The 13247-nt window shown below is 70.2% G+C and carries 11 protein-coding genes and 1 pseudogene; 10 read left to right on the forward strand and 2 right to left on the reverse strand.

The genetic code is table 11. The features are described 5' to 3' along the window. Positions 1–385: 385 nt before the first annotated feature. Positions 386–1735 (forward strand): annotated as a pseudogene (locus tag ACIRC0_RS34525) (amidase). A 202-nt stretch (positions 1736–1937) separates the two neighbouring features. On the opposite strand, the gene ACIRC0_RS34530 reads toward ACIRC0_RS34525, so the two are convergent. After that, complete coding sequence (locus ACIRC0_RS34530) at positions 1938–2861, reverse strand: alpha/beta hydrolase (protein ID WP_403624419.1); 924 nt, start codon at positions 2859–2861, stop codon at positions 1938–1940. Between the two features lie 197 nt (positions 2862–3058). On the opposite strand from ACIRC0_RS34530, the gene ACIRC0_RS34535 reads away from it, so the two are divergent. The 7 genes from ACIRC0_RS34535 (at position 3059) to ACIRC0_RS34565 (ending at position 8941) form a co-directional block, all read left to right on the forward strand. Continuing rightward, complete coding sequence (locus ACIRC0_RS34535) at positions 3059–3937, forward strand: helix-turn-helix domain-containing protein (RefSeq protein ID WP_403624423.1); 879 nt, start codon at positions 3059–3061, stop codon at positions 3935–3937. Continuing rightward, positions 3934–4320: a DUF2255 family protein gene (locus ACIRC0_RS34540; RefSeq protein ID WP_403624426.1), complete on the forward strand. Its 387-nt coding sequence runs from the start codon at positions 3934–3936 to the stop codon at positions 4318–4320. The genes ACIRC0_RS34535 and ACIRC0_RS34540 overlap by 4 nt, the downstream gene beginning before the upstream one ends. A gap of 447 nt (positions 4321–4767) precedes the next feature. Continuing rightward, positions 4768–5967 carry a hypothetical protein gene (locus ACIRC0_RS34545; protein ID WP_403624429.1) on the forward strand — a complete coding sequence of 400 codons (1200 nt, stop codon included), beginning with the start codon at positions 4768–4770 and terminating at the stop codon, positions 5965–5967. Between the two features lie 11 nt (positions 5968–5978). Next, entirely contained in the window at positions 5979–6569 is a 591-nt protein-coding gene (locus ACIRC0_RS34550) for a hemerythrin domain-containing protein (protein WP_403624432.1), read from the forward strand. Positions 6570–6940: 371 nt separating this feature from the next. After that, the gene (locus ACIRC0_RS34555; protein ID WP_403624435.1) at positions 6941–7504 is read left to right on the forward strand and encodes a DUF2243 domain-containing protein; all 564 of its coding nucleotides are present in this window, start codon (positions 6941–6943) and stop codon (positions 7502–7504) included. Further along, positions 7504–8361: a cytochrome c oxidase assembly protein gene (locus ACIRC0_RS34560; protein ID WP_403624438.1), complete on the forward strand. Its 858-nt coding sequence runs from the start codon at positions 7504–7506 to the stop codon at positions 8359–8361. Before ACIRC0_RS34555 ends, ACIRC0_RS34560 begins: the two co-directional genes overlap by 1 nt. Before the next feature lie 49 nt (positions 8362–8410). Next, positions 8411–8941 carry a hypothetical protein gene (locus tag ACIRC0_RS34565; RefSeq protein ID WP_403624640.1) on the forward strand — a complete coding sequence of 177 codons (531 nt, stop codon included), beginning with the start codon at positions 8411–8413 and terminating at the stop codon, positions 8939–8941. Between the two features lie 563 nt (positions 8942–9504). Here ACIRC0_RS34565 and ACIRC0_RS34570 read toward each other — a convergent pair. Further along, complete coding sequence (locus ACIRC0_RS34570; RefSeq protein WP_403624642.1) at positions 9505–10668, reverse strand: glutamate--cysteine ligase; 1164 nt, start codon at positions 10666–10668, stop codon at positions 9505–9507. A 333-nt stretch (positions 10669–11001) separates the two neighbouring features. Here ACIRC0_RS34570 and ACIRC0_RS34575 point away from each other — a divergent pair, with 333 nt between their 5' ends. Together ACIRC0_RS34575 and ACIRC0_RS34580 are read left to right on the forward strand one after the other, a co-directional pair. Further along, complete coding sequence (locus ACIRC0_RS34575) at positions 11002–11307, forward strand: hypothetical protein (protein ID WP_403624441.1); 306 nt, start codon at positions 11002–11004, stop codon at positions 11305–11307. A gap of 197 nt (positions 11308–11504) precedes the next feature. Continuing rightward, positions 11505–13247: a SpoIIE family protein phosphatase gene (locus ACIRC0_RS34580; RefSeq protein WP_403624444.1), complete on the forward strand. Its 1743-nt coding sequence runs from the start codon at positions 11505–11507 to the stop codon at positions 13245–13247.

Raw genomic sequence — 13247 nt, forward strand, 5'->3', positions numbered from 1 at the left:
CGAACTGCAGACACTCCTCGCCACCTGGACCGGCGCCTGCCCCACCTGCCACCGCGACATACCCACACCCATACGAACCTGACCAAGCCCTACTACGCGGTGCTGGAGTAACCCGCGTGGACACACCACCAACCATGCCGCCGCCCCATCGGCGAATCCCGAAGGCCCAGGACGCCGACTGCGTGAGGCGCGTCCCGAAAGGCCCGTTCAGAGGACGGGATTGATACCGAACGGGCGTCCCTCGGCACCGGGTGGCAGGTCTGTAGGGTGGCGCGCGGTACAGCGGTGAACTGGCGTGGAGGTGTGGGTGTCTGTGCTGAACGCTCTGGACGCGACGGAACTCGCACGGCGCATACGCACACGCGAGGTGTCCTCTCGTGAGGTGGTGCAAGCCCATCTCGATCGCATCGCGGCCGTGGATCCGGACGTTCATGCCGTGATCACCCTTCTCGGCGAACAGGCTCTGACCGCGGCGGATCAGGCGGATTCCGCAGTGGCGCGCGGCGACGATCTCGGCGAACTGCACGGTGTCCCCTTCACGATCAAGGATTCGCTCGACACCGCGGGCATGGTGACCACGCGGGGATCGCGGCTCTTCGCCGGCCACGTTCCGGCGGCAGACGCGACTGCCGTGGCGCGGATGCGCGGCGCGGGCGCCATCCCCCTCGCCAAGACGAGCCTGCCGGAGTTCTCCTACTGGACGGAGACGGACAACCTCCTGGTGGGTCCCACGCACAACCCCTGGGACCTACGGCGGACTCCGGGGGGATCCAGCGGGGGTGAGGCCGCGGCGATCGCGGCCGGCATGTCACCGCTCGGCCTGGGCAGTGACGTGGCCATCTCGGTCCGTGGCCCCGCGCATTTCACGGGCATCGTCGCCCTGAAGGCCACACACGGCCGCATCCCTTACACGGGGCACTGGCCGCCCGTACTCCGTCGCTACTGGCACGTCGGCCCCATGGCCCGCTCCGTCCGGGACATCGCGACCGCCTAACGGATCCTCGCCGGCCCCGACGGCGTCGACGGATACGCAACCGCACCGCGGGACATCCCTCAGAGGCCGGCCGACACCGGGCCGCGGCGCGTTGGCATGCTGCTGTCGCCCGGGTTCGGTCCGGTCGACGTCGACGTCGCAGCCACCGTCCGATCTGCAGCCGAGGCCCTCACCGAACGGGGCGTCACCGTCGAGACCATCCGGATACCGGTTTTGGAGGAGCACAACGCCACCCGCCTCAGCGCCACCCTCTACTCGGCCGAAGTCCTCCCGTTCCTACGGACGTTGACCGAAGCACACGAGGACAGCCTGCACCGGGTCACGCGCGCCACCCTGCGAGCCAGGGAGCCGTCGCCGGACGCAGTCGTCAACGCCCAGCAGGTCGTCGAACGCATGCGGGACGAGTTCGCGGCCTGCTTCAGCCGGTACGACGCGCTGCTGTGCCCTGTGGTGACGATCCCGGCCCCGCTGCCGGCCCGGTCCAGCTACCTCGTCGACGGGATCGAGGTCCCGGCGCGGGATGTCATGCGGGCCACCGTGCCGTTCAATCTCACCGGTCTGCCGGCGCTGTCGCTCCCGTTCGGCACAACGGCAGACGGCTTGCCGACAGGCGTCCAACTCGTCGCAACCTGGTACGCCGAGGACGTGCTGCTCCGGCTGGCATCGCTCCTGGAGTCCGCGAGCCCGGTCCGCGAACGCCGCCCACCGCTGACCACCGGCCCGGCCGCCGCCGACTCCTGAAGCCGAGCACGCCCGCGATCGTCCTCCAGGTGGGCGACCCTGGACGTGCCGGGAATGGGCACATGGCCGGGGAGGCGGGCCGGCAGCCAGGGAAGCCCACCCCCAAGCCCGCAGCGGGCAACCGGTCACGCCCGCTGAAGAGCAGAGCGACCGCGAAGACCCTGGTCCAGCGCGGAGACCTTCACCCGTCGCGGAGTGCTCATCAGCCGGTGGTGAGGTGGGTGGTGAAGAAGTCGGTGAGCTTGTCGACGGCGGGGTCGATGTACTGCTTCTTGTCATAGAGGTCGACGTGGCTGGCGCCCTCGATCCAGTGGATCTCCTTGGGGCCGGTGGCGCGCTGGTGGGCCTCGACGGCCATCCAGGCGGTGACGGCGCGTTCGCCGATGATCTGCAGGATCGGGCGGGGGCCGATCAGCGGCACGGCGAAGAAGGCGTCGTGGAGGGCCATCCTGTCGATGCTCTCCCAGGCGAGGGTCTTTGCGGAGCGCTCATGCTCGCCGCGCGGGGTGCAGTAGTACTCGAAGCCTTCGACGCCGTGCTGGCCGCCGAGCGCGCGGGCCTGCTCCGCGGTCTCCGGGAACATGGTCATCACGCCGGGGTCCTCGCCGCGTGCGGCGGCGCTGCGGGCCGCCGCGGCGGCGTCCAGCAGAGCCTGGAAGACGGCCGGGTCCTGGGTGCCGTCGGCGCCGAGACGGAACTGGCGGGCGGGCTCGGCGGTGGACACGGTGGCGACGGCCTTGACGCGGTGGTCACCGCCGGTGGCGGCCAGCGAGTAGCCGCCGGAGGCGCAGATGCCCAGCAGGCCGATCCGGTCGGCGTCGACCTCGTCGAGGGTGGTGAGGTAGGAGACGGCGGCCTTGAAGTCCTCCACCCGCTGGGCGGGGTCCTCCAGGCCCCGCGGCAGACCGCCGGACTCGCCCTGGTAGGCGGCGTCGAAGGCGAGGGCGACGAAACCCCGCTCGGCCATCAGCTGCGCGTACGTGCCGGAAGTCTGTTCCTTCACGCCGGTGCCGGGGTGACCGACCACGAGCACCGGCCGCGGACCCGACGCCGGCGTGTTGGGGGTGTAGAGGTGCCCGGCGAGCGGGATGCCGGCGCTGTCGAAGCTGACGGTGGTCCTGGCCATGAGGGACTCTCCTCTTGAGACGGTGATGACGTGTCGTGACGCACCCGAGCCGCGGACCCGGGGCCCGCACCCTGCCGGGCACACATCCACGTTCCGTCAGTCGCCACACGAGCGGGAGAGCCAGGTTTCTGCCTGGGAAAGAACTTGCCCCCTCACACATGTGCCGTGGTCGTCGCGGAGCACGGACACTTGAGAGCATGACTTCAGACTCCGAGTCCCGGGCGCTGGGAGCCTTCCTCAAGGCCCGCCGGGCCCAGCTGACACTGGGGGAGTGCGGCCTTCCCGAGACGGACTCCGCCCGCAAAGTCGCCGGACTGCGCCGCGAGGAGGTCGCCCGGCTCGCCGCCATCAGCGTGGACTACTACACACGGCTGGAGCAGGGCCGCGTCCGGGCATCCGTACCGGTGCTCACCACCCTGGCCCGCGCCCTGCGCCTCGACGACGACCAGCAGAGCTACCTCTACGAACTCGCCGGCCGAAGCGACGCCCGCCCACGCCGCCGCCGGCCCGCCCAACGCTTGCGTCCCGCCATGCGGCGTCTGCTCGACCAGCTCACCGAGACCCCCGCGCTCGTCCTCGGCAAACGCCTGGACATCTTGGCCTGGAACCCCGCCGCCGTAGCCCTCTACACCGACTTCGCCGCCATACCGGCCCACCGGCGCAACTACATGCGACTGCTGTTCACGAACCCGGTGGTCCGGCAGCTGCACCAGGACTGGGCCCACGACGCCCGGGAAGCCGTCGCCGCGCTGCGCATGGAGGCCGCGGCCGACCCCGACGATCCCGACCTTGCCCAGCTCGTCGGCGAACTGTCCCTGCAGGAACCCGACTTCCGCACCTGGTGGGCCGAACACCGCGTCAACAGCGCCAGTTTCGGCACCAAGCACTACCGCCACCACTTGGTGGGCGAGCTCACCCTCGACTGCGACACCTGGACCAGCCCCGACGGCTCCGGACAGCGCCTGATGATCCTGACCGCCGAGCCCGGCAGCCCTTCCCACGACGCCCTGCGCATCCTGACGTCATGGACCACCCGGCAACCGAGCACCGACCGGACGGAGGACCTGACGCAGTGACCACCTGGACACCCGAAGATCTCGCCCTTCTCGCCGGGGCCGAATCCCTCGTCCTGACCGCCGGGGTCGACGGTCACCCCGGCGTGGAGACCGGTATGGTCCTGGTCCGCGGCGAACTGTATGTCCGTGCCTACCGGGGAGTCCGGTCCCGCTGGTACCAGGCGGCGCAGAAGCACAGCCACGGACAGATCCGGGTGGGGGCCGTCACCCGCGACGTCCTCCTGGAAACCCGGGACACCAGGCCCGCCCATGAGATCGACGCCGCCTACCGGAGCAAGTACGGACAGGCGGCCGGCGCCCTCGTCACGAGCCCCGCGGCACACGCCGCGACGATACGGATCGACCCGGCGCCCTCTGCCGGGCGCGACTGCTCGCCAGGTTGAGAGCGTCGAGGCGTGTGTGCCGCCTGCTCGACGTGGCCGTTCCGGGACCGGCCACGCCGCCTGGCCCGCGCGAGCAAAGCCAGGAAGTTCACCGATGACATCAAGCACGCCTCTCCACACCCGCGAGGGGAATGGGCAGGGGCCTGACGATCTTCCACGGAGGTCAACTGCGAAGAAGCCGGAAGCTGGGCCGCGCCGTCCGCCGCCCCCACCGGCGACCTCGCGTGATCAGCCCGTGGGCTACCCCGAGCCGGGACTCGGCCGACCGTCACGCACGCCGACCCGGTCGTCCCCTCTGCGCCGGCTGAGCCAACAGAGCGAACCATGCGGCTCCCTGACGCGAGCCCTGGCTGCGACGAATCGGCTCTGGACAAACTCGGTGTTCTGACCTCCCGTCGCGGGACACCCACCCGTGCACGCATTCCTCCCCTCCCCTGAGGCGCCCCCATGACCTTCAATCCGCTCGAGCAGCGGGGTATCCCGCTGGACCGTCAGCTGCGCAACTGGCGTGAGCTGAATGTGCAGCCGATCGACCCCGACCACTGCGACCCGTACACCCGGTGCCGGATCATCACGATGAACGGCATCGAGGTCGAGGCCGTCCTCTTCAGCCACCAGCTCGCCCGCAACACGATCGACCCCGAGGTCAAGCGGCAGCTCGCGCGCACCCGCTATATCGAGGCCCAGCAGCAGAAGGCCGTGAACTGGCTGCTGCCCGGTGTGTCGTCGGTGCTGGAGACGACGATCGCCTATGAGCAGGTGGCGGTGGACCTGACGGCGTGGGTGGCGCGGATGGAACCGGACCCGTACCTGAAGCAGGCGTACCAGTTCGGTGTGCTGGAGGACTTCGACCATCTGTACCGGTACGCGAACCTGTACGAGATGATCGAGCACCGCAAGGCGGAGTCGATCGTCGACAATCTGACCGAGGTCATGCCGGGCCGCCCCACGAAGTTCCACCACCGAGACCCGGTCGACAACGTGCGCGATCCCTATGACAAGAACGCCACCGGCCCGCTGTCGAAACTGCACGCTCTGACGATCATGTCGGCGGAGCAGCAGACGATGAATTTCTACATGAACACCGGCCCCACCTACATGGAGCCGATCGCCCGCCAGCTCTACCAGGAGATCGGGCTGATCGAGGAGGAACACGTCACCCACTACGAGTCCCTCGTCGACCCGGGTGAGACCTGGTGGGAGCAGTTGGTCAACCACGAGTACAACGAGTGCTACCTATACTACTCCTTCATGGAGCAGGAGAGCGATCCCAAGGTCAAGGCAATCTGGGAGCTGCACCTCAACATGGAGCTGGAGCACCTGCACGCCGCCTGTGACCTGATGCGTCGTCACGACGGCCGCGAGCCACAGGAGGTCCTGGCGCCCGAACTGCCGAACGTGCTCACCTTCGAGCCGAACAAGCAGTACCTGCGCGAGCTGCTGGACACGCAGATGGACCTGACCACGCTGGGCGCGGGCTACGTGCGCGAGGCCCACGAGCGATTCGAACGGATGCAGGAACAGATCCACGGCGGCGAGGAGCCCCCGAGCGAGCGGGTCATGGCGGAGCACGACGAGATGTTCGGCCGCGAGTACCGCGTGCAGTCCGAGGGCGAGCACCCCGACCCCGCCATGCGTGAGAAGTGAGGACGCCCCGCATGTCCGACCTCCACCCCCCGCAGGCCGGCGACGACCAGGCCAAGGACGCCGACGTCATCGCCCTGCTCATGCGCCAGCACGGCGACATCCGCAACCTCTTCGACGAGGTCGAGCAGAGCGCGGGCGAGGAACGCCGCGACGCCTTCCGGCGCCTGGTGCGGCTGCTCGCCGTGCACGAGACCGCCGAGGAGGAGGTCATCCATCCCTTCGCCCGGCGGGCTCTGTCCGGCGGCGACCAGGTCGTGGACGACCGCCTCGCCGAGGAGCGAGCCGCCAAGGAGACCCTCGCGGACCTCGACACCATGGACACCGACGACCCGGAGTTCCTGCCACGGCTGAGGGCACTGCGCGCGGACGTGCAGCAGCACGCCCGCGCCGAGGAACGCTACGAGTTCACCCACATCCGCCGTACCGCCGACCCCACCAGGCTCGCTGCCATGGCCAACGTCATCAAGGCCGCCGAGGCCGTGGCTCCCACCCGGCCGCATCCAGGAGTCGAGTCCGCCGCGGCCAACGTGGCCTTCGGACCGGTCGCGGCTCTCATGGACCGCACCAAGGACGCCGTGCGCAAAGCCATGGGCAGGGACTGAGACGCCGGGTCCCGGCCTCGCACGGGCGGTGCGGCAGGAGCAGAGGTACGCAGGACGCAGTTCGGTGAACTTCGGTACGCCGGTGTCGTCGGTTCGGGTCCCCGGATCGGGGACCCGATGTTCAGTGGTAGGAGGGTCCGGTGTGAGGACCTGCCCTGCCGCCGAACAACGGGCCCGAGCGGCGATGTCCTCGTGCAGGAACGCCGCTCGACCCTCTGACGCGGCGAGAGGGGAATTCCGTCCGTTGCGTGCGGCTGGGCACAGCGGTTTCAGGCCGAACCGGCAAGTGGTGTCCTGTCGGGCGCTCAGTGGGGAAAGCGTGTAGTTCCGGGGTCCAGGACCCGAAAGTGCTCCGGTGACGGAGGAATACTGTGGCCACCACCACTGGCGAGACCCGGTCGGGCAGGCCCCCCACGAGCCTTCAGCTGCCGGGCGTCGTGCTCGGCGTGGGGATGGGCGGCTTCGTCGACGGCATCCTGCTGCACCAGCTCCTGCAGTGGCACCACATGCTCAGCAGCACCAACGACGACCGCATCGGCGTGAAGTACTACAACCCCCGCACCGTCTCCGGCCTGGAGATGAACACCGTGTGGGACGGCATTTTCCACACCGTCTGCTGGCTGGCAGTCCTGCTGGGCCTGGCCATCCTCTACTCCCGCATCACTCACAACCGGCGCCGAATGTGGACCTCCCGTGTCCTGTGGGGCTGGATGCTGGCCGGCTGGGGCCTGTTCAACATCGTCGAAGGACTCCTCGACCACCAGATCCTCGGCATCCACCACGTCCACGGCGGCCCCTACCGGATCTGGTGGGACATGGGATTCCTCCTTCTGGGTGTCCTCCTGTTCATCGGCGGCTACGTCCTGCAACGCAGCGGTCGGCCCTTCGACCCCGATTCCCGCGCCACCGGCGCCCATGGACCGCGGAGCGCGTGATGGACCCCGCCATGCCCATGGACGGCCACGCCACCGGTGCCGGCCCGCTGGAGACAGCGGCGCCCGCCCTCGTGCTGCTGCTCGCCGCCGGTCTCTATCTGCACCTGGCCCACCAAGCCCGCCGACGCAACCCGGTCCAGGGCTGGGGGCGGTGGCGGACGGCCGTCTTCCTGGCCGGCATCGTTCTGCTCGGGGCGGCGTCGGTGCCGCCGCTCGCTCCGTTCGCCCACGACGACTTCCGCGGCCACATGGCCCAGCACATGCTCATCGGCATGTACGCGCCGCTCGGCCTCGTCCTCGGCGCCCCCGTCACCCTGCTGCTGCGCACCCTGCCCACCGCGCGGGGCAGGCAGCTGACGGCCGTACTCCACAGCCGGCCCGCCCGGGTACTCGCTCACCCGGCCGTGGCACTGCTGCTGTCCACCGGCACTCTGGCAGTCCTCTACTTCACCCCGCTGTACAGCGCGACCACGGGCACCCCTGCGGGCCACTGGGTGCTGTACGCCCACTTCCTGCTGTCCGGCTGCTTGTTCGCCCATGTCATCGCCGGGCCCGATCCCGCGCCCACACGCCCGGGGGTGCGGGCCCGTCTGGTCTACCTGGGTGCGGCGATCGCCGTGCACACGGTGATCGCCCAGCTGATGTACGGCGGCTTCTGGGTCGACATCCACGCACCCGTCGACCAGGTCCGGGGCGGCGCGGAAATCATGTACTACGGCGGTGACATCGCCGAGCTGCTGCTGGCCGCCGCCCTGGTCGCCACCTGGCGGCCCGCCCCGCGACCACGGCTCCGCACGCTCGGCACCGACCGTGGTCCTCGGCGAGCGTCGGTGCCCCGACCATCTGGGGGGATGTGAGTGCTGTGGGGTGCAGGGCCGGACACCGACGGGTACCTGTGGCGACGTGATGAAGCGCGCGCTGTGGCCGGGTCTCCTTGCCGGAACGGCCGGTGGCCTGGCGATGACGTTGGGGGAGAAGATCGAGCAACGCGTCACGGGCCGTCCTGACTCCCATGTCCCGGCGCGGGTCCTGGAACGCCTGACCGGCCGGGCCGAACGGCCGGGTCGGCAGCCGCCCGCGGTGAACTGGACCATGCACTACGGGCAGGCGGCGGTGCTGGGCATCCTGCGCTCCGTGATGGCACACGCCGGCCTGCGAGGTCCGCTGTCCTCGGCGAAGTTCGCCGTCGTACGGCTCACCAGCGACCAGATCCTGGAGAACGCCACCGGAGTGGGTGCCCCACCGCAGACCTGGCCCCGCAAGGAGCTGTTGGTGGATGTGCTGCACAAGACCGTCTACGCCTTCGTGACCGGAGCCGTCGCCGACTCCCTGGCCGCCCGCACCGGCCCGGGCCCCGGCGAACGCCATGCCGCTGTGCGCCCCGGCCGGCACGCCGATGTGGGGCCCCTGCCGCGAAAGGAATCCCCCGGCCCGTAGCCGCCTTGGCTGTGCGAGGAGCCGGTGGTCCGGCAGGCCTCCGGTCACAGCACCACTGTGGGAACGCGGCTGGATGCCTTGCCCCACCGCCGCTGGCTCTTCCCTATGGGGATTCGTCAGACTTGCCGCCCTGTTCGGTGTCTGCCTCAGCGCGCCGCTCGGCGCCCGTCTCCAGGTAGCCGGGGTCGTCGCCGGCGATCCGCCCCACGAAGATTTCGTTCGGTGTCGTTCCTGTCGTGCTGTGTTGGTCCGCTGCCTCGTCCTGCGGCCTGCCGCCCGTGTCCTCCGACCTGCCTGAATGGACCTCTGCGGTACCGGCAGGCGCGGAGGGCCCGGTCGAGGTGCCCCCCAGGTGTTCGCGGACCCGCGACCACAAAGACATCGTGCCTCCCGATCAGGAGGTGAGTACCGAGGAAGTACGTACCGACGTCGACGGCGCGGTGCTCAGTGCCGTCGGTCCTCACCATTCAGTCTCGCACCCGGTTCAAGGAGCGTGTCGAGGCCGCGTGTCGCGTTGGTGGGGACGGCCGTATGCCCGCCGGCTCGGGGCTGGCGCTTTCGGTTCATCGGTCAGCCGCCCATGCCTCCGGGGACCGGACTGGGGCGGCCGGTGCCGTGGGCCGGGGCCGGTGCGGACGCCGTGGACCGACCGCACCGCGGGTCTCCGCGACCATGAGGTCGATGCTGGCGAGCAGGTCCTCGGCCTCGGCCACCCGCCGCAGCCGGTGCGCGGCGCTGCCGGTGGCCAGGATCTCCGCCAGGAGCTCCTGCACGACTGCCCAGTCACCGGACGCCTCCAGCGCCGGGCGCAGCCGGACCAGCATGCGCTGCAGGGCCGTGCGGGCCGGGATGGCGCGGCGGGTGACCGGGTCGACCAGCGTTCCCTCGAGGCCGGAGCGGGCGGCCCGCCAGGTCGCGGCGCGCAGCCACTCGTGGTGGCCTTCGCAGGCCCGGCCGCCCTCGCGGGCCCGCCGGTCGCAGGCATCCTGAACCAGCGCCCTGAAGATCCCGCTGATCAGCACGACCGTGTCCGCGCGGGGACAGGCGTCGCAGATCCGCAGCTCCAGGGTCTGCTGGTGTGCGGAGGGGCGAACGTCGTAGTAGACCATTCCGGCGTCACTGATGACGCCCGAGCGGATCAGGTCCGCGATGGCGGCGTCGTATGAGGCGGCGTCCGGATAGCAGCCGACCGGGCCTGCGGTGGGCCAGCGCTGCCACAGCATGGTCCGCCAGCTCGCGTAACCGGTGTCCGTGCCGAGCCAGAACGGTGAGCTGGCCGAGAGGGCGAGCAGCGGTGGCAGCCACGGCGAGACCAGGCACATGGCGCGCACGGCGGTGTCCCGGTCCGGTACGTCGACGTGCACCTGCGCGCTGCAGATGAGCTGCTCGTCGGCGACTCTGCGGTACTCCTCCGCCATGCGCCGGTAACGGGGGTCGGGGGTGACGTCTCCCGAGGTGATCCGGGCCAGGGGCACCGTACCGGCCGCCACCACCGCGAGGCCCAGTGAGGAGGCCGCCGCGTCCAGGCGACGCCGGGCTCCGGTCAGGTCCTTGTACAGGTCGTCCAGCGTGTGGTGCACCCGGCTGTTGCTCTCCAGCATCGATCGATGGAGCTCGGTGGTGAACCCCGGTCGGCCGAGTCGCTCGAGTATGTCCCGGGCGCGCGGCACCAGTCGGCCGCTTTCCACGTTGACCACGTGGAATTCTTCCTCTGCCCCGATGCGCAATGCCACGGCTCTTCCCTTGCCCTGAGGCTTGTCCGATCGCCCTGTTCCCATCCCTGTGGGTCGTGTGGCCTCCAGACACTGTCCAAGTGCCCCGTTGTCGCTCCCGCAAGCCTCCTGACTGCCCTCTCGTGCCATGGAGTGCTCAGATGAGCGCCTCAGGCCCCAGTAAGAAGGAGGCGTGCGCCTGTGTGAGTCGCGAACGCCCCCGGCACGCGCTGTTGATGAGGCGTTGCAAAGGGGCCTTCAGGTGCATTTTATGCCGTTCTGTACGATCATCGATCGTTTCTGCCGTTTCGCGGGTATGGCGCTCATTGCGCGGGGCACTCGTCGCGGGTGGCAAGGGCGCGGCGTTACCGGGTGGCGGCTTCCGACCGCTGGTGGGACGAGGACGACGGCCGCTGGCTGCCCGGAGGCGAGGTGCACGCTTGGGAGCCGGGAGCCAACCAGACGGTATGCGGCCACTCCCTCCACCGGTCGCGACTAGCCGCCTTCCACGGCGTCGACTGGCTCGACATCCTCCCGGAGACAGGCGGCGCCGCGGACGCCGTCCGCCGGGTCTGTCCCCGCTGTGCCTCCGTAGCGGGACGGCGTGACGTCGACGCCGGGCAAGGTTGGCGGCGCACGAACCCCCGGCCGTGAGACCAGCGCGTCTCGTCCTCGACGCCGACAATGACCGGCCGCTTTCCGTCGGGTGCCGTGGCACTTGAAGGCTGTGGTGATGCGGCTGGTTCCCCTGGAGAGGGGGTATTGGGGAGAAGAACGCAGGACGGGGCAGCACACCGCGTGCGGACCGCCGTGGGCGAGTGGCACGCCTGCCCATGACCAAGGAGGCACAAGTGGCACGGCCAGAGGTGACCGAGAGCATCGATGAGCGGTGCCTGCGGGGTGCCCACCCGGCGTCGGCCGGGGCGCTGGCCGCCATCGGCACCGGGGCGTATGTGGTGGACGACAAGGGCTGCATCATCGCGGTCAACGCCCGAGCCGAGCAGTTGCTGAACCGGCCCGCCGAGGACCTTGTCGGCCGTGACGCGCACGATCTGCTGCACAGGGACGCCCATGGCCAGCCGCTGCCGAGCACCCAATGCCGTATGCGGCAGCCCTTCCACGCCCGGCGCACCGCCCAGGCCGAAGGGGACTGGTTCGCGAGAGGAGACGGCTCCCTGCTGCCCGTCTCGTGGCTGGTCACGCCGTACGACCTCGGCGACGACGAGGTCGGCACGCTCGTTCTCTTTCACACCCCCCACCACCTGGCAGAAACCGGTTCGTGGCCGGAGCAGGCCGCCGCGCCGCTGCCTGAGCTGGAACGGCTGGCCCTGCTGGCGGAGACCACCACGCGGCTGACCTCCACCCTCGATGTCGACGAGGCGCTGCGCCGGCTCGTGGCGCTGGTCGTGCCACGGCTGGCGGACTGGGTGGTCATCGATTTGATCACGGAGCGCGACGAGGTGTGGCGCACCGCCGTGGTGCACGCTGAAGGCGACACCCTGGTGCACCGTGAGGACCTCGAGGGACCGATGCCGCCGGTGCCGGAGGAGTCCCCCATGCCACTGTCCCGAGCCCTGCGCGGGGTCGCCTCCACCCTGGCCGGCCCCCAGACCTACCAACGGCCACCAGACTCCGGGATAGCGCTCGAACAGCGCCGCCTGTTCGAGGCCACCGGCATCCGCTCCGCGGCCATCGCCCCTATCCGCAGCACCCGCGAAGTCCTGGGTGCCCTGACCCTCGGCCGCGCCCAGCAGGCGGGGGACTTCACCACCGCGGACCTCCCGCTGATCGAGGACATCGCGCGCCGCGCCGCGCTCGCCCTGGAGAACGCCCGCCTCTACCAGCGTCAGCGCAAGGTCGCCGAGACCATGCAGAACCACCTGCTGCCCCAGCTGCCGCGCGTGCCCGGTCTGCAGATGGTCGCCCGCTATATGCCCGCACCCGACGCCTCACAGGTCGGCGGTGACTGGTACGACGCCTTCCGCATGTCCGACCGCTCCACCGCCCTGGCCGTCGGGGACGTCGTCGGCCATGACCTGGAGGCAGCGGCCGGCATGGCACAGGTTCGCAACATGCTGCGTGCCTACGCATGGTCCCAGCAAGAACCTCCCAGCCGGATCGTCGAGCGGCTCGACGACGCGGTCATGCACATCGCCGACGTGACCATGGCCACCATGATCTTCGCCCGGCTCGAAGAGGGGGAAGACGGCGACTGGGAACTCTCCTGGACCAACGCCGGCCACCCCCCGCCCCTGCTGATCAGCCAAGACGGACTGGCCCACTACCTGACCGACGGCCACGGCATTCTCCTGGGCACCGGAGCCGGCAAACCCCGCCCCGACGCCACCGCGGTGCTGGCACCCGGATCCACCCTTCTGCTGTACACCGACGGCCTCATCGAAGCACCCGGCCACTCCCTTGACGAGGGCCTGAACCGACTGCGCCAACACGCAGCCGCCCTCGCCCACCGCCCCCTCGCCTCCTTCACCGACCAGCTCCTGCGCCGGGTCCGCCCCGCCGAGAACGACGACGACGTCGCCCTCCTCGCCCTGCGGACTCCCACCCGGACGCCCGTACAGGGACGCAGCCGGTAG

The sequence above is a fragment of the Streptomyces sp. NPDC093984 genome, assembly GCF_044764595.1.
GTDB classification, from domain to species: Bacteria; Actinomycetota; Actinomycetes; order Streptomycetales; family Streptomycetaceae; genus Streptomyces; species Streptomyces cynarae.